Genomic DNA, 18,145 nt, shown 5'->3' with positions numbered 1-18,145 from the left:
AGAATCATTTCAGAATGGTGTTTTTGTACCTATCTTTAAGTTCTCCCCTCTTACCCTTGTTCCAGCTCGACACCTTGGTGAAGTATCCAGTGATACGGGTAATCTGTTCCACCTTTGTCGACTGACAGTACTGGCAAGAATCATGAAGCCCTCTGGTAGTTCGTCCGCAGGAAACACAGGTGGTAAGTTCCGGAGAAAACGCGACCTGATCGTTCTGGGTATTTCTGAATATCTTGATCACAAAGTTGGCCAGAGAGTCCGGATTGGGCCTTGTTTCACCCAGCCAGATATGAGTCAAAGATCCTGCTTCGATCAATGGATGAAACAGCCCTTCTCTCTTTACTCTGGCTATGGCGTCTAAAGGCGCCGAAACATTGAATAGAGTGGAGTTGGTATAGTAAATTTCTTCGGTGCTCAAATTTCCCTTCACCACTGATTCAGCCTCGCGAAATTGCTTCATGTCAAGTTTAGCGAACCTGTAAGCTGTGCTTTCGGCAGGAGTCTGCTCGAGTACAAACCTCATGTTGTGTTTCCTGCCAAGCCTGGCGGAAGTGAGATTCATGTGGGCGATGACTTTCAAACCGAACTTGAGAGCAGCTTCACTTTCATGCAATTCTTCCCCAGTGTGAAACTGAACCATCTCGTTCAATCCCACCATACCAATCAAGTAGGTTACCCTTCGCATTCTCAAGTAAGGCTCCTCGTCCCTATCCATTGTTAACAAGGCCAGCGGACCGGTTTCACCCAAAGCCAACAGTCTTTCGATAAATCGCTTTTTCTCCATGTGAGCTTCTGCGGCAATACAGATTCTCTCAGTCAAAATAGAAAACAGTTTAGAATCATCGCCTTTGGCCTCATAGGCAATCCGCGGAAGATTCACAGTCACATTCTGCATCGCTGAGTATCGCATCTTCCAGGGCTGTTTAGCGTCATCAAGATCGCTTTTTTCCAGCTTGAAGGATAGGCGGCAGCATTCTGAAATTTTAGCCGTTTCTCCCCGATCAAAAACGAAATACGTGTTGCCTTTTTCGGACGCTATGTCACAGATGTGGCGTAAGAAAGCTTCATGGCCAGGAGTCAAAAAGAATTTCTCGGTTATGTGAACCAAAGGTTTTGGAAAAAAGAAAGGTCTTCCCGCGCCGTCACCTTCTCGATATACGTCAAATAGCGTCCACACAAATTTTTGCGCTTCCGGTAAATAGTCCGCGTAAGTAAGACCGGTGAACACCCCACCTGGTCCAATCGCAGGAACGTTCTCAAAGTGTTTGGGAATCTCCCAATACAGATTAATGTCTGTAAAGATGGCCTGTCCACCTCGAGCTACTGCCTGCTGAGAAAATTCAAAAATCAACATTTGAGCCAGTTGTCGGACTTCACTGTCGTCAAGCCCCCTCAAGTAAGGAGCGAAAAACAGGTTCACGGCGTCCCAGCCTATAGCTCCGGCAAAATGACTTTGAAGAGCCGCCGCGAATTTCACCATGTGGGCTAAAAGAACTTCAGGGTGCTTCGCCGGGTTGGCCATGGCCAGAGAATTCGGCAAATTGAGGCCGAATTTCTTAATATACTCAAGGGATTGACCTGAACAGTATGGCCTATCGATAAAACCAAGGTCATGAAGATGAATATCCCCACGCATGTGGGCGTCTCCGACCGTCTGATCGAATACCGTCAACAACGCATACTCTTTTTTTATGTTCTCGGCCAAAGTCAGGTTTGTGGCCTCAGGGCCATGGGGTACATTTGCATTTTCCTTGTTGGGCCGTGTGATAAGCTCATCTACATCATAAAGTGGAGATCCCAATCTCGTGTGGAGTCTGCGGGCCGATTCCAAACCGCGCTCAAGCAATTTTGCGTTAACCATTTCACGGACAAGAGGAGCGGTTATAACCTTAATTCCACTTCTCTTGATATCGTTTTCAACTTCGAGGCTGATCTCTTCCGCAGTGCCACCGTCAATAAACGTCTCTTTCAGCAGAGCGTCAACTATCCGAGTCGTATCCCACCCATCCATGGCCTCGCTTGAGGTCCTAACAAAGAGGGCCATGTCAGTGGTTTCGTATCTTTTTTGCGCATCTTTTCTGAATTCATTCAATTCCGCCACGCTAGCCATATGATTCCCCTTTCTTGGGTAAATTATGTAACCAATTAATAGAGTAATAATAATTTGTTATAACGGGTTTATATCTCTAGAAACCTATCCCTTGATTAGCTTGCTAAAATCGCAAGCTAATCAACGATGGTTACCTACTCCTATGTTTTCAACGAAAATACTTCGAAAGCTGATAGTGACTCGAGAAAACTACCGGAACCTGTTGAAACCAAACCGGTAGAAGCGCTGCATTCATCCACCAAAACAGCTCATTTTGTGGAGCTAACTCTTATTACCACAACATATAGTGTGTCAAGAACAAAATCAGGAAGTTTAAGTCCGCGAGACCTAGGTGGGTGATATTCCAGCCGATATTTTTTTTGTCAAGCAAGTTAACCTAATACGCATATCATATTGATTTTACTAATTCTTAAACTACGAGTGATTGTCAGCTTTCAGCCCATGAGGCGCGTTTTAGACCTTTTTGAAATCCAAAAGTCACCAGGAACGTATATGGGACGAAAAGCTCACTCCAAACAGGAAGATACTAATTAACCTTCTGATAACAGTGAGTTATCTATACTGATTCAGATTGAGTCATGGACTCTCGTGCCTGCAAAAGGCGTTTCATCGGATTGGACATATCTCAAAGACAATCAACCAAATAAAGTCATAATATTTTAACGCATAGTCATTTATACATAATCTATTACTTTAATTATTATAGATAACATTCTGTTGACACACGGTATTTGTTATGCTATGCCCCTCCTATCGATCGGGGAGGAGGGAGCATTCAACCCACCCGTCAAATTCCAATTTTTCAATAGACCCTCCGTCAGGGTGGTCTGGCGAAAGGAGACATTCTCATGTTAAAAAAATTGTCATTTACCGCGGTCATCCTGATATTGACGGCGTCGTGGGTTTGCGCCGGGAATCTCGGAGCGCTAGCGAACGCGGCGGCGAGTCAGGCGTCGACTCCCCTGTATCTGAAACCTGGCGCGGTAGTCAAAGCAGAGTACAAATCCGGACTTAAGACCATTGTAGATGAGGATACGCAGTCAATAAACCTAAAGGCCGAAAATGTGGCTGCAAACTCCGATCAACGTGTGAGCGCTCGTCCAGCGATCGCGTTCAAGCCCAAATCAAGCGCAGCTATGGCGCCTCCGCCTCGTGTCGAAGCAGTTGGACTTGGAACTTCCGGTCTTGTCGCCGAAGCGAGACAGGATTCCATGGACCTGGAAGGCGATCTGGAAAAAGACTTGGTGCTTTCTCCGCCTCCACAAAAGTCTGAGCCAACGAAGGAGATTGAGGCCAAGCCTGTGGTGACAGAGGCTAAACCCGTTAAAGAAAAAGTGACGGCAGTCGCGGAACCAAAGAAGACTTCCAAAAAACCTGCCGCGACAAAGATAAGGAAAGTTTCGCCAGGACCTCAATACGCAGTTTCGCCTAAACCAATTCGTAAGGTTCATCCATTGACCCAGAATTCCTGGAGACTCCCGGCAGGAACATATGAAAACCGTAATTTCCCGACATCACCTACAATCTGCGCCCCTTCCCGTTTCAATGCGTCTACAAACGCCCCCAACGGGATGATGCCGTCCCATTATGTCACATCAGCTCCTCGGCCTTCGCTCGGAGCGCCTAATATGGGTGACAGGATTGTAAGAGATGGCGTCACGATAAAACTAGCCCCTGCAAGCGCTCCTGTTACAGCGCCGTCGCCCTACCCATCAGACCAAAGAGACGATGCGTCAGGGGCTGATTTGCTGTCAACAGCAGTCGAAATTATCGGGCTGCCATTCGCTTTCATAAGCTCACTTTTTTAGTCCCATCGCTATCTGAAAAAAAAAGGACGTCGCCCTAAGTGGGACCGACGTCCTTATCGTTTTTTCCCGAGTTTAAAAGATTTACCTAGTTCTAAACCCGGATCCCATAGGTGGATTCCATGGACTTGATTAACAAAGCCAGAGTCTCATTCACAGGGGCCTCCAGTCCAAGAGCTTTTGCTTGCGAGGCCACAGCTCCGTTTATAAAGTCAATCTCTGTTCTTCTACAAGCCATGACGTCCTGGAACATAGAATTCAAGTTTCCAGCCGTCCCCTCACAAACTTTGATCACTTGATCCTCAGGATCATCATAAATCAAATTGATCCCTTTAGCGTTCGCTAGGTTTACACATTCGTGAACAATCCTTCTTATCAAAGTTCGTCCTTCGTCAGTAATCGGCAAGTCGCCGTTACGGAGCCGAAGCAATGTTCCGGGAGCATTAATGGACGCGTTTATGATCAGTTTCGACCAAACCGAACCTAGGGCGTTATCGACAACATCAACCGGCCCTCCGTTCATCATTTGAAGAGCGCGTCCTACCGCAACCGCCCGATCTGAGAGTCGACCATCTACTTCACCGATATGTGTGGGACCGAATCCAGTATGCCGAACCATACCCAATCCGAGCGTCATTGCCCCCATTGTAGTAACGCCTATCAAGACTTGGCCTGGGAAAGCCTGATTTAGTATCTCGAAATTTCCAACTCCATTTTGAACCGTTATAATGGCGCTTTGGTCGGATATCAGTTTGCCTATAGTTTGACAGGCGGCCCGAGTGTCGTAGGATTTCACCAATACTATAACAAGATCCGCCTTCTCCAGCTCGACGGTGTCTACGGAAATTCTAGGCTTAACGAGTCGATCGCCAGAAACTCCCTCAATCCATATGCCATTTTCCCTCACATGATCGACTTCATCTTGGTTCCGTTCTATGAGCATCGGGTCCAGCCCGGCTTCCCACAGCAACGAACCCATTACCGACCCAAGAGAGCCAGCTCCTATTATTGCGATTTTCATACAATAAATCCCATTTAATTGAATTACTCTTGTTTGCGGTGTCCTAGCTATGCCGGGTCGATATTCCGCTAGACAGGTCAATCGACCTTGGACACGTCCAAGGGGCTATTATTTGTAGAGACGGTCAAGTTCCTCAGCCACTTCCTTTGGCATTGAATAGCAGTGTTCTGTTGCTGGAAACTGTCCTTCCGTGACATCCTTTTTGAATTCTTCAAGAGCTTCAATGATTTGATTTCCAATCTCCCTGTACCTCTTCACAAACTTAGGAGTGTACCGATCGAACATCCCAATCATGTCATGAATAACCAAAACTTGTCCGTCACAGTGCGGTCCAGCTCCTATGCCAAATGTTGGGACAGATGACTGTCTGGTGATTATTTCCGCCAGTTCGGCAGGCACACCCTCCATGAGGAGACTCGTCACTCCTGCTTCTTCAAGAATTCGGGCGTCTTCAATGAGTCTTTGGGCTGTCTTTAAATCTCTTCCCTGGGCCTTGAATCCTCCCAACTGGGCCGCCGCCTGAGGAGTAAGACCAATGTGTCCCATAACAGGTATGGTAGCATCGGTAAGACTTCTAACAGTTTCAGCCATCTCTCTACCGCCCTCAAGTTTCACTCCGTCGCATCCGGCTTCGGCCATAAACCTGCCGGCGTTTCTGATCGCTTCGGACTTCGATATCTGGTAGCTCATATATGGCATGTCACCTACTAGATATACATCAGGGGCGCCCAACCGAACGGCCTGCACATGTGGCATCATTAAATCCATGGTCACAGGCAGTGTAGAGTTATAACCTAGAACTACCATACCCATTGAATCGCCAACGAGGACAACATCTATCCCTGCTTTTTGCTCAAAAATTGCGAAAGGATAATCATAGGCCGTGAGAAAAGTCATCTTTTCGCCTTTGGCCTTTTTTTCTCTCAGTGTGTTAATCGTAATTTTCGCCATAGTCCCTCCGTTTCAAGGACTTCTTCTAAATTTAATTTGATCACGAATGATGTCCGCCTCCGGCAGTGACTCCCGACTTGGATAACATTCTACAATTCAAAAATTTTTGCAGAAACCTATTTGTAAGTCAATGACTGAATGGCGCCGTGTCGGACGGATGCAAAAACGGCGTGTAAAGCATTAGCGATGGAAATTCGATGGGTAAAGTGACAAACATGACTTTTTGGCGCGAATTTAGATAAGGTTCTTAATCCGCGCCAAAAGAGTCTACATAACGAATGATGATTTCTAGGCCTGGCACTCCCCGCGCCAAGCGCATTCTAGTTCACCACAATCTTTGATGCCCTTAAAACATGGGGCGTTACCTTCAGCCTGCTGTATTTGCCGGATCAACCCATCCTTTTTGAATCTCGTGTAATTCTTGACACCCAAGTCTCTGGCTTTTGTCCTGATCTCTCGTAAAGTCATTATAATTCTCTCCTGACTGAAAGACGTCAGCTATCGGACTATCCGAATACTAATAAGATCAATTCAAAAAATCTACATTTTTACTACTACTATATAAACCAATTACACAACACATTTCGCGTTGTGATCCAACGCATTCAGTTTATCGTATTCTGTTCTAAATCGAAACACTATTTCTTTAGATGCGTTTTTATGAACTGCACTATGTCATCTGTCCTCGTCCCAGGTCCAAAAATCTCCGAGATTCCGGCTTTCTTGAGAGCTTCAATATCTTCTTCAGGCACAATACCGCCCCCCAGAATCAAAACATCCTCCACTTTCTGATCTCTAAAGAGATTGGCGATACGTGGAAAAAGATAATCATGAGCCCCCGACAGGGAACTTAGACACAAAGCGTCCGCATCCTCTTGCACGCAGGTCTTGAAAATAGCTTCCGGAGTCTGACGCAAACCAGTGTAAATGACTTCCATACCCGCGTCCCTAAGCGCTCGCGCTACAACCTTGGCCCCACGATCGTGCCCGTCCAGACCTGGTTTAGCCACGACGACTCTAATTTTTTTTTCCATATAGACACCTCTAAGAAACTGTAGCAATCACAATGGTATATTACCGTGTTTTCTTTTGGGTTCTTCCTCGACCTTGTTTTCCAGTTGGGCAAAAGCCTTTATTAGAGTCGCCCTTGTATCTCTCGGGAAAATTACCTGATCTACAAAGCCAAGTTCCGCCGCTCGATACGGACTCGCAAATTTCTCGATATAGTTCTGGATCAATTCGCCCCGTCTCGCCGCCGGGTCGGGAGAGCTTTCTATTTCTTTTCGGGACAGGATCTGTATAGCGCCTTCAGGTCCCATTACAGCGACTTCAGCGGTAGGATAAGCTAGATTTATGTCAGCGTGAAGGTGCTTGCTTGACATGACCACATACGCTCCTCCGTAAGCCTTCCTGGTTATAAGAGTGACTTTGGGCACCGTAGCTTCTGCGTAAGCGTACAGTATCTTCGCTCCATGTTTAATTATGCCCCCATGTTCCTGTTGCGTGCCGGGCAGGTATCCAGGAACATCAAGCAAGGTCCACAATGGAATATTGAATGAATCGCAGAACCTTACAAACCTGGCGCATTTTACCGAAGCTTCGGTGTCCAGGCATCCGGCAAGCCAATTGGGTTGGTTCGCCACTATACCGACAGTCTTGCCACCAAGACGACCAAAACCAGTGATAAGATTTCGAGCATAATGAGCGTGAACTTCGAGGAACTTCTTATCATCCAGAGTTGGCATGATAATTTTTTTCATGTCATAAGGTCGTCTGGAATTCTCAGGTATGACAGTATCTAATTCAGGAACTTCGCGATCAAACGGGTCATCGGAACCTACATTTGGAACTTTTTTCCTGTTGCTGTCGGGGATGAAAGAATGGAGTTCCCGGACCTTGTCAAGAGTTTCCGACTCCGTGGGAAAATGAAAATGGCAAACCCCTGAAACCCTTCCATGAACCTTGGCCCCGCCGAGACTCTCCGAATCGATTTCTTCGCTTGTCACCTGTTTGATGACTTGCGGCCCCGTAATAAACATGTAGCTCGTTTTTTCAGTCATGAAGATGAAGTCGGTAACGGCTGGAGAGTAAACGGCTCCGCCCGCGCACGGCCCCATAATTACTGAAATCTGAGGTATGACTCCCGATGCTCTGACATTTCTGTAGAATACCTCTCCGTAGCCGCCAAGGCTTTCGACGCCCTCCTGGATTCTGGCCCCTCCGGAATCATTGATGCCGATTAATGGGAAACCGTTTCTATAAGCCAGGTCCATAACCTTGCATATTTTTTGCGCGTGAGTGAATGACAGGCTACCGCCGAAAACTGTAAAGTCCTGAGCAAAAACGTACACTCCTCTTCCGTTAATTCGACCGAATCCGGTGACCACTCCTTCTCCTGGAATGTGGGTCCTTTCCATTCCAAAATCTACGCAACGGTGTACCACGAATTTGTCGATTTCTTCAAATGATCCTTCATCAACAAGTTGAAGAACCCGTTCTCGCGCCGTCATCTTTCCTGCTTTATGATGTTTAGCGGTTTTTTCAGGGCCCCCTGCCTTGTCCGCTTCTTCGAGTCTTTTTTCAAGTTCCCGGAATTTTTGATCTAAAAGTGACATAAACAGCTCCTCTGGACTCTTTAAATATGCTAAATTCAGGAAAGGACTTCCCTAACAACCTGACCAACCCTGGTAAGATTTTCCACAACCGACACTCCAGCGTCGGCGAGCGCTTTGATCTTGCCCTGTGCGGTACCGGATCCCCCTGAAATTATGGCCCCAGCGTGTCCCATCCTTTTTCCCGGTGGGGCAAGTCGTCCCGCCACATAGGCTACCACAGGTTTATTGAATTCAGTCTTTATAAACTCAGCAGCCCGTTCTTCAGCCGTTCCTCCGATCTCTCCAATGAGAACAACTGCTTCGGTCTTGGGATCACTGTTGAACATTTTGAGACAATCGACAAAACTAAGTCCCACTACGGGGTCTCCACCCAGTCCCAAACATGTGCTTTGCCCCATCCCGGCTTTTGTCAATTGATCAACCACCTCATAAGTGAGAGTACCAGACCTGGAAATAACTCCCACCGGCCCCGGTGAATGAATATAACCCGGCATTATTCCAACCTTGCATTTTTCAGTCGGGCAAATTATTCCGGGAGTGTTTGGCCCAATCAGCACTTTACCTTTCTCTTTCACGGTATAAAGGGCTGAAGCGGTGTCGAGTGGCGGAATACCTTCCGTTATGCAAACAATAACATCTATACCCGCTTCCACTGCCTCCAATATCGGATCCTTCGCCCCAGCGGCTGGTATAAAGATCAGAGATACATTGGCTCCAGTTTCCTGGACAGCTCGCTCGACCGTATTAAATACTGGTATGCCGTCTACAAACGTCCCCTGTTTGCCTGGGGTTACTCCTCCCACCATATTCGCCCCGTAATCCCTGCAAGCTATAGAGTGAAAAGTACCATTACGACCGGTTATACCTTGGCAGATGACTCGAGAATCTCTATTTACAAGGATGGCCATTGTAGCTCTCCATTTATTAACTTACGTTGAGTTCTTTGGCTTTAGCCACCACCAATCTCGCGGCTTCATCCAGAGAAGGAATCATCTCGATCGGCAAACCGGAATCCAGAAATAGTTTCCGGCCTAACTCTATGTTGGTGCCTTCAATCCGGGCAATTACAGGCAGTTTTAAACCTCTTTGATTGATCGCCTTAATCACTCCGCGAGCGAGGACATCACATCTCAGGATTCCACCGAATATATTTATGAAAACCACTTTCACCCTCTTATCATCGAGAAGAAGGTTCGTAGCGTCCGCTACAACCTGCTCGCTAGCTCCGCCCCCAACATCCAGGAAATTCGCAGGCGCCCCTCCATGAATAGAGATGAGGTCCAAGGTAGCCATTGCCAAGCCGGCGCCGTTGACCATACACCCTATATCACCTTCCAGTTTTATGTAACTTAGTCCTGCCTGACGAGCCGAAAGCTCAACCGGGTCCTCCTGCGATCGATCACGAAGTTCAGCCATTGCGGATCTCCGAAACAAGGCATGGTCGTCCAGGTTAATTTTGGCGTCCAAAGCCAGGACTGTCTCTCCAGATATCACAAGAGGGTTTATCTCTACGAGGGTGCAGTCATATCCGATAAAGATTTCATAAAGGGCTGTTACCGCTTTAGCTATTTGGTTCGCAACCAAATTTTTGCTGGTCAGCTTATAAGCCAGCCCACGAGCCTGAAACGGGCACAGGCCTCTCAGGGGATGAGCCTTGACCGTAAAAATCTTCTCAGGAGATTCCCTTGCTATTGTCTCTATATCCATGCCACCGGCAGGGCTGGCCATTATAGTGACATGTCCATCGTTTCTGTCCAGCACCACTCCCAAATACATTTCCTCATCTATATGAGGCGCATCCTCTACAAGGAGAGCGCTGACGGGCTTTCCTTGAGGCCCAGTCTGATTCGTTACAAGAGTCATTTCTAGAATTCTACGAGCTTCCGACCTGATATCCTCATCAATTGACATTACAGCCACTCCGCCGGCTTTTCCACGGCCCCCGGAATGAGCTTGAGCTTTTAGAACCACTTTGTCGGACTTAAGATTTCTGGCGGCCACCAAGGCTTCTAGGGCATCATATACCACCGTCCCTCGCGGCACACTCACACCCTTTTCCATCAAAATTCTCTTTGACTGGAATTCGTGCAGGTTCATTGTAGAACTGCCCCCGGCGTTTTTTTTATTCCACTGCCTGCGTCATTTGCCTCAACTCCTGACGCAATAGTTCAACATAAACAAGTAAAGATCTGTTTAAGGATTAATAGGCGGTTGCATTGAATTTACCCTTAGACGTCCGGCTTTGCAAGCTAAAAGTTCCGGGAATATACAGCCATTCGGATATGATATAAATATCGGTGAATATACTATGTTATGGCAATTTACTCTTATATTATTTGATATTTAGTCTATTTCATGTTACAATTACGTTGCATATTATTATAGCTAAATGAATCTTCATATTATTATCGCAGAATTGATCTGTGACGACCAATTCATTCAACGATGTGAACCGTACATTCAAAATGAAATCGAACATCAGCGAAGCATGAGTAATCCAATGAATAACTTCCTCATTTTTCAGATTGATGATCAACGCTTCGCCCTAACACTTTCGGATGTAGAAAGAGTCGTACGGGCAGTGGAAGTTACACCTTTGCCTTCAGCGGAGCGATACATCCTTGGTCTTGTAGATGTACAGGGCCCTGTGCTGATGGTAGTAAATTCACGAAAGGTCCTCGGAATCCCGGAAAAAGAAGTCGAGCTGTCTGATCAATTTATAATAGTGAAAACCTCTCTCAACAGGGTGATATTGGTCGCTGACTCTGTAATAGGTGTAGTCCCTCTGGCGGTGCAGGATTTACCATCCGAAAAACGCTATCTGGAGGAAAACAACTACATAGACTTTGCGGCAAGATTTGACGATTCCATAGTTCTTGTCATAAATCTTGACAAATTGATAGCTCAGTGTGGTCCTTCCAAGACCGCGGTCCCCGCCTTGGCGCTGGACAAGAACAAATTCCCGTCGTGACTGATTCAGAATTAAAGACATTTTGCGATTTCGTTCGGAACCAAATGGGGCTGGATTTTCAAGAAAAGAATTGGGGTTCGCTGAGGAGAACATTGTCCCGGGCTGCTATGAGTCACGGATTTGAATCTCCAGCAGACTTCGCAAATTGGATCAGAAACTCCTCTGAGGCTCACAAAAGCATCGATATACTAGCTAGCCTTCTTACAATAGGAGAAACGTTTTTCTTCAGAGACATGAAGGCCTTTGAGGCTATAGAGTCGACAATCATTCCACAACTCATAGAATCCAAGGCAGAACCGAACAAGACGTTGAAAATATGGAGCGCTGGTTGTTCCAGCGGTGAAGAGCCCTATTCAATCGCAATTCTCCTAAAAAGAAAATCCCTGACCAGACCTGACTTGTCCATACGAATTCTGGGAACCGATATCAACAATGAATCGCTCAAGAAGGCTCAAAAAGGAGTTTACAAAGAGTGGTCGTTTCGCGGGGCCCCAGATTGGCTGAAAAGGGACTATTTTTCCAAAATTGGCTCCGGGTATCTCTTGAATCCGCTAACAAGAGCCATGGTTGATTTTCGCAGACTCAATCTAGTGTCTTTTGACTACACATCAATCTTGCAAGAATTTGGAACTTTCGATTTGATTCTCTGCCGAAATACTCTAATGTATTTCACCCCTCTGATTCGAAACACAATACTGGAAAATATTCTGTTGTGGCTTAATGAAGGAGGATGGCTGATCCTTAGCCCCAGCGAAGTTCCACATATTGTTCACCGGAAGCTACAGGTAGTTACATTTCCAGGAGCGATTTGTTTCCGCAGACAGACGAGGGAAAAGATACCCTCGCATCGAAGCGTCCAACTAATTTCCAAACCCGTCGCTATTCGGACATCTTCAAAAGATAATAACCGGTGGATTATAGACCGGTTGATGAAAGAAAAAGCTCCCAAAACCAAATCTTCAGAGGCCTCCACCCCTGTTTTCCCCGAATCGGACAAAAACCATCCAGACAATCTCGAAGAATGCATCGCTGCTGCTATGGAAGCTTTTGACAAATCCGACTACCTAAAGATAGTAACAATACTTAAACAATCCCCTGCAGTAGGTGAATCCAAATCCGAGATTCACGGTCAGAGTCAATATCTATTAGCCAAAGCGTACGCAAACCTGGGAATGCTTGTAGAGGCCCAAAACACCATTGAGCAAGCCATAAAGGCTGACAAGATTAATGTCACCTATCACCACATGTATGCTTCAATATTGCAAGCTGCCAATTTGACTCAAGAAGCCTCTGAACGGCTCCAAAAAGTTCTTTTTCTTGATCCGGATCATATCATGGCCAATGTAACACTTGGGACCATTCACAAAAAACTTAACAATAATACTGAAGCGCTCAGACACATGAGAAACGCTATGAACCTTTTAAAAAGATTGTCTCCTGAAGATGTGGTTCCGGATTCAGACGGTGAAACAGCAGCCCATCTTGAACAGATGGTGAAATCGACAATGGACGGTATTGGAGCATAGCTTTGAAGAGGCTTTAACAATGCTCCAGAATTTTCACGTTAGGAGATTTAGGGACAATGAATGGATCTGGCAAGAAAATTCAATCATCTTTTCCCAAAATGTCGCTCGATAAAATCCAGGTATTTCATGACAGGGCGGTTGCCTTAGCTAGGAAACCAGAAAACCCTTCTTCGGAATTAGAAACCATTGAGGTTCTAGTTTTTGGGATCGGATCGGAAAAATACGCTGTAGGATCGGAAACAGTAAGAGAAGTTTGCCCATTTAAACAGATAACTCGTGTTCCATGTGCGCCAAAATTTGTAAAAGGGATCATAAACCTTCGCGGACAGATATTTTCAGTCATTGACCTCAGAAGTTTGTTTGGTCTGCCGAATCCGGAATCACTGGAGGATGGAAAGGTCGTAATCATAGGACTGGGCAATATGGAGGTCGGCATCCTCGCCGACGACGTATTGGGAGTCAGACATTTTCCTATTGCAGAAATTCAGCGAGACTTGCCAACTCTGAGAGGAATCCAGGAAAAATATCTATACGGACTTACCACCGATCGAATCGTCATTATAAACGTTGAGAATTTACTTATGGATGATTCTATCGTGGTTCATGAAACAATAGGAACCTGACAACGAGACCCGCAACAATTAGCATGGTCTAAAAAGGAGAAACTCCGATGATCAAATTCTTTGCCCGTAGCCTTTTGGCAAAAATGATCCTGCTCTTTCTGGCCGTGTCACTGATTCCGATAGCTTTGGTCGCTACTCTCTCATACTGGAGCGCTATTACAGCGCCAAAAAATTTTGAATTCGAAAAGCTTCATGAGACTGCTGATATGCGTAAGACCGAGATTCTGGACTTCCTAAATCGAACCATGATGGACACCAAGTTCATAGCGTCGTTGGACAACATTGTTGCTGCGGCTAAACAGTTGCAGGACCAGATAGCGAATAGAGCCAAAGGAACTGGACTGCAATCAATGGACTCAGGAGCTTCGCCCGAGGACAACAGAACCTTGAACAGAGACATAGATCCAACATTAAAAAGGTTCATCGAAATTAACGGCAGTCATTCGAGTGGCTATGATGACATATACCTGGTCGACGGAGTATCAGAATCAATTCTTTATTCCCTGCAACGCCGAGCCGACGTGGGAACCAGCCTGAGAAGTGGGCCTTATAGAGACTCAGGGTTGGCGAAGGTTTCAGAACGAGTCACTAGAACCGGAAAACCTGCTACAAACGACTTCACCACATTCGGACCTTCCGCTTCGCAGTTGATGTTCATGGCTGTACCTTGTGTGTTGGACACGAATGGTAATGTTAACGTGATCCTCGTTCTCGGCATAAAACCGAATAGAATCATAAACATCATGAAACAGACTACCGGCGTTGGGACAAGTGGTGAAACACGATTGGTGGGACAAGATCACCTGATGCGTTCCGAATCTCGCCAGCAGTCAGCTTCCTTTTTCATAAAGAAAAAGGATGAGACCAAACCGGCGACATTGGCGCTGAGGGGGGAAAGTGGGGCCATGGTAGCCCCTGACATGCTCGGTGAAACATCTCTGGTATATTATCTCCCCGTATCGATCAACAAAGATGAAAATCTTGGGGCTGACTTCGACTGGGGGATAATAGCCGATATAGATGAGAAAGAAGCTCTGGCCCCGACGCTTTCCCTTGTGTGGCGAATTCTCATGATGGCGCTCGTCATTGGGGCAATAGTTGCGGTACTAGCTTTCTTTGCCGCCCGCGGCGTTTCTAAACCGATCAGAAAAATGGCGGAGCAGGCTTCGAGCATAAGTGATGGGAATCTCACTATTGATGTGACGATCGAGAAACGAAAAGATGAGATTGGTGAACTGACAAGGGCTTTTCATTCTATGGTTGACAATCTCCGTTCGCAGACTCTGGAAATTCTGGATGGCGTGAACATCCTCATGTCCGCGTCTGCAGAGATTTCCTCTACAACTTCAGAACTGGCTGCCAGCGCGTCCGAAACATCTTCCGCCGTTAGCGAGACAATGACAACGGTAGAAGAACTCAAGCAGACGGCAAATCTCTCAAGCGACAAGGCAAGGTCAGTATCCGAACGCTCTCAAACAGCCTTTCAAATAGCTCAGTCCGGCAAGAAAGCAACAGAGGAAACAATCAACAGGATGAGCCATATTAAGGGTCAAATGGAGTCTATCGGAGAAACGGTAGTACGTCTCAGCGAGCAAAGTCTTTCGATTGAAGAGATAATATCCGCTGTAAAAGATTTGGCAGAGCAGTCCAAGCTTCTGGCTGTAAACGCTTCAATTGAGGCAGCCAGAGCAGGCGAACAGGGAAAAGGGTTCGCTGTCGTAGCCCAGGAAATCAAAATACTCGCGGATCAGTCGAGACAGGCTACCGACCAGGTCAGAACCATTTTGGAAGATATCAGGGGTTCAATTAGCGCAGTCGTCATGGCTACTGAACAAGGGAACAGGGCTGTGGACGCCGGATCAAGACAATCTCAGGAGGCCGGGTCAGCAATCGAAGAAGTTACCAAGAGTGTCCATGACGCAGCCCAAGCGTTGACTGTCGTAGTGGCGTCCGGGGAGCAGCAGTCTATCGGCGTGGAGCAGGTTTCCGGAGCCATGGGCAGCATCGACCAGGCCATGAGACAAAATGTCGAAGGAACAAGACAGCTTGAAACTGCGGCGAGAAACCTCGAACAACTAGGTCAAAGACTCAAAGACTTTGTGAACAGATTCAGAGTCTGAGGAAATGGACAATGGACAAGAGTGAAGAGGAATTTCTAGAGAAACTCAAAGCCACGTTTAAACTGGAGGCGGCAGAGCATATCCAGACTATTTCTTCAGGGCTTTTGGATCTGGACAAGGGTCCTGATCCAAAAGAAAAGGCCCTTATACTAGAAACGATTTATCGTGAGGCGCACAGTCTAAAAGGGGCGGCCAGAGCCGTAAGCCTTCGGGATGTAGAGAAAATCTGCCAGTCGATCGAAACCGTTCTTTCCTTATTGAAAAAGGGAGAGATCCAACCGGAAACCTCGATACTCGATAGCGTTCTCGATTCCATCGAAGCCGTATCAAAACTGGTGTCGTCCGACGATGTTTTGCCGATAGGTGATCTGCTTCAAAGACTTGCCAACATAAGTTCCGGAACTGGCCCACATCCCAACAATTTAGATCAGAAACATCTAGAGACACTCTCTAACATAAGACCTTCGGCCCCGACGCCGGAAGCGAAGCCGGTATCACAGGCAGTTCTCCAGAAGGAGGATATTCAACAGCGACAGGTTACCGTTCCTCCCAATGCCATCGAACCAACGAGCAAAACAACAGTCAAACCCAAATCTGAATCCAAAGGCCTTTCACAATCTGAAACTATCAGAATCAAGACATCAAAATTGGATTCTCTTCTCTATCAAGTGGAAGAAATGGTAGCCATCAAGATGGCAGCGAACCAGAGAGTAACAGACATGAGACAGGTCAAAGCAAGTCTGGATTCGTATCGCAAACATTGGAGCAAAACATATCCTGAAGCCCGGATAATGAAGAACATGTTGGAAAGTCCACAATATCGAGACGCTCTTGGCAGTTTCAAATCGCCGCTAGCTAAAATCCTGAGTTACCTTGATTCAAATGAAAAAGCGTTGCGGGCTTTAGATACCAGGATAAAGACACTGACTTCAATGGCGGAAAATGATTCACGTCAGGCCACAACGATGGTGGACGACCTGCTCGATGACATGAAAAGCGTATTGATGTTGCCATCTTCTACCCTCCTTGAGATCGTTCCCCGCCTGGTAAGGGATTTGGCCCGAGATCAGAAAAAATCCATCAAACTTACCCTAGATGGAGGAGACACAGAATTAGACCGTAGAATCCTCGAAGAAATGAAGGATCCTCTGATCCACCTTGTTAGAAATTCTGTAGATCACGGGATGGAAGAACCAAGTGTCCGAACGCACACCGGCAAACCGGCCGAGGGATCTTTGTCAATATCGATTTCCCAACTGGGGGCTAAGAAAGCCCAGATAATAGTTTCAGATGATGGCCAGGGAATAGATGTCGCCAAGGTGAAACAATCTGCCCTACGGAAAAATCTCATATCCGAGCAAGAAATCAGGGGGCTCAGCGATGAAGAAGCCATGTCCCTCATTTTCAGATCGGAAGTTTCTACAAGCCCGATAATAACGGATCTATCAGGACGTGGTCTAGGTTTGGCAATTGTTCGGGAAAAAGTTGACAAACTCGGAGGAACGCTTCAGGTCAATTCAATACTCGGATCTGGAACTACTTTTCGCATCCAGCTTCCAGTGACCCTGGCCACTTTTAGGGGAACTCTTGTAAAGGTGGAGTCGGAAATTTTCGTGATTCCAACTGCAAACGTCCTGAGGGTTGGGCGTGTCAAAAAAGACCTTATTCAGACTGTGGAGAACCGTGACACTATTGAGATGAACGGTCGCGTGCTGTCATTAGTCCGCTTGGCGGACGTTTTGGAAATGGATTCGGAAACAGGCGTCGATGAAGAACTCCAGTTTGTGTCCATATTGGTTCTGGGGGCTTCAGACCAACAAATAGCATACAGTGTTGATGCGATCCTAAATGAGCAGGAAGTTTTGGTGAAAAACCTCGGCCGCCAACTGTCACGTGTTCGAAATGTCTCGGCAGGCACGGTGTTGGGTTCGGGACAGGTCGCACTGATCCTAAATGTTTCCGACCTTATTCTATCAGCCATGAGAATCACTGGACCCAGTTTGGCGGCTCATACCCGCAAATCTCAATTGGAACACGTTAAAAAATCGATTCTCGTGGTGGAAGACTCAATCACTTCTAGAATGTTGTTGAAGAATATTCTAGAATCAGCCGGCTACGAGGTTCAAACGGCTGTGGACGGTGTAGACGCCTGGACCATACTTAAAACCAACAACTTCGATGTGGTAGTTTCGGACATAGAAATGCCTAGAATGGATGGATTCGAACTCACATCAAAAATTAGGACTGAAGAAAAATTTAAGAATCTGCCAGTAGTGATAGTGACTTCACTGGAATCGAGAGAAGACAAGGAACGAGGGATTGACGTGGGCGCTAACGCATACATTGTTAAGAGTGGATTCGAGCAGAATAACCTCTTATCCGTGATCAGACGACTTATTTAGG

14 protein-coding genes are annotated in these 18,145 nt (G+C 46.5%); 6 read left to right on the top strand and 8 right to left on the bottom strand.

What is annotated here, in order from left to right; all coding sequences use genetic code 11:
- Positions 1–4: 4 nt before the first annotated feature.
- A complete protein-coding gene (nrdD, locus tag WC647_13480) occupies positions 5–2,110 on the bottom strand; it encodes an anaerobic ribonucleoside-triphosphate reductase (GenBank protein ID MFA6223318.1) in 2,106 nt (701 codons plus the stop codon).
- An 848-nt stretch (positions 2,111–2,958) separates the two neighbouring features.
- Between nrdD and WC647_13475 the strand changes: the two genes are divergently transcribed.
- Positions 2,959–3,918 carry a hypothetical protein gene (locus WC647_13475; protein MFA6223317.1) on the top strand — a complete coding sequence of 320 codons (960 nt, stop codon included), beginning with the start codon at positions 2,959–2,961 and terminating at the stop codon, positions 3,916–3,918.
- Between the two features lie 91 nt (positions 3,919–4,009).
- On the opposite strand, the gene WC647_13470 is transcribed toward WC647_13475, so the two are convergent.
- The 7 genes from WC647_13470 to sucC all read right to left on the bottom strand — a co-directional run bounded on the left by WC647_13470 (position 4,010) and on the right by sucC (position 10,599).
- Positions 4,010–4,936 (bottom strand): ketopantoate reductase family protein, encoded by a 927-nt coding sequence (locus WC647_13470; GenBank protein MFA6223316.1) that lies wholly within the window; start codon positions 4,934–4,936, stop codon positions 4,010–4,012.
- A gap of 108 nt (positions 4,937–5,044) precedes the next feature.
- Positions 5,045–5,887 (bottom strand): 3-methyl-2-oxobutanoate hydroxymethyltransferase, encoded by an 843-nt coding sequence (gene panB / locus WC647_13465; protein ID MFA6223315.1) that lies wholly within the window; start codon positions 5,885–5,887, stop codon positions 5,045–5,047.
- Positions 5,888–6,175: 288 nt separating this feature from the next.
- Complete coding sequence (locus tag WC647_13460) at positions 6,176–6,355, bottom strand: Rho termination factor N-terminal domain-containing protein (protein MFA6223314.1); 180 nt, start codon at positions 6,353–6,355, stop codon at positions 6,176–6,178.
- 170 nt (positions 6,356–6,525) lie between these two features.
- Positions 6,526–6,921, bottom strand: coding sequence for a cobalamin B12-binding domain-containing protein (locus WC647_13455; protein ID MFA6223313.1), 396 nt, complete (start codon positions 6,919–6,921; stop codon positions 6,526–6,528).
- 27 nt (positions 6,922–6,948) lie between these two features.
- Positions 6,949–8,502: an acyl-CoA carboxylase subunit beta gene (locus WC647_13450; GenBank protein MFA6223312.1), complete on the bottom strand. Its 1,554-nt coding sequence runs from the start codon at positions 8,500–8,502 to the stop codon at positions 6,949–6,951.
- Between the two features lie 35 nt (positions 8,503–8,537).
- Positions 8,538–9,410: a succinate--CoA ligase subunit alpha gene (gene sucD, locus WC647_13445; GenBank protein ID MFA6223311.1), complete on the bottom strand. Its 873-nt coding sequence runs from the start codon at positions 9,408–9,410 to the stop codon at positions 8,538–8,540.
- 16 nt (positions 9,411–9,426) lie between these two features.
- Positions 9,427–10,599 carry an ADP-forming succinate--CoA ligase subunit beta gene (sucC, locus tag WC647_13440; GenBank protein MFA6223310.1) on the bottom strand — a complete coding sequence of 391 codons (1,173 nt, stop codon included), beginning with the start codon at positions 10,597–10,599 and terminating at the stop codon, positions 9,427–9,429.
- Between the two features lie 403 nt (positions 10,600–11,002).
- Here sucC and WC647_13435 point away from each other — a divergent pair, with 403 nt between their 5' ends.
- From WC647_13435 to WC647_13415, 5 genes are all read left to right on the top strand, one after another.
- Positions 11,003–11,473, top strand: a complete 471-nt coding sequence (locus tag WC647_13435; GenBank protein ID MFA6223309.1) for a chemotaxis protein CheW — start codon at positions 11,003–11,005, stop codon at positions 11,471–11,473.
- Between the two features lie 92 nt (positions 11,474–11,565).
- Positions 11,566–12,999, top strand: a complete 1,434-nt coding sequence (locus tag WC647_13430; protein ID MFA6223308.1) for a CheR family methyltransferase — start codon at positions 11,566–11,568, stop codon at positions 12,997–12,999.
- A gap of 56 nt (positions 13,000–13,055) precedes the next feature.
- Entirely contained in the window at positions 13,056–13,622 is a 567-nt protein-coding gene (locus tag WC647_13425; protein ID MFA6223307.1) for a chemotaxis protein CheW, read from the top strand.
- Between the two features lie 47 nt (positions 13,623–13,669).
- Positions 13,670–15,742, top strand: a complete 2,073-nt coding sequence (locus WC647_13420) for a methyl-accepting chemotaxis protein (protein ID MFA6223306.1) — start codon at positions 13,670–13,672, stop codon at positions 15,740–15,742.
- Between the two features lie 11 nt (positions 15,743–15,753).
- Positions 15,754–18,144, top strand: coding sequence for a hybrid sensor histidine kinase/response regulator (locus WC647_13415; protein MFA6223305.1), 2,391 nt, complete (start codon positions 15,754–15,756; stop codon positions 18,142–18,144).
- Position 18,145: the final 1 nt, after the last annotated feature.

The sequence above is a fragment of the Desulfomonilaceae bacterium genome (assembly GCA_041662605.1).
Taxonomy (GTDB): Bacteria; Desulfobacterota; Desulfomonilia; order Desulfomonilales; family Desulfomonilaceae; genus CAJBEZ01.
Note: the sequence above shows the minus strand (reverse complement) of the source record. Positions and strands in the feature narration are given on the sequence as shown.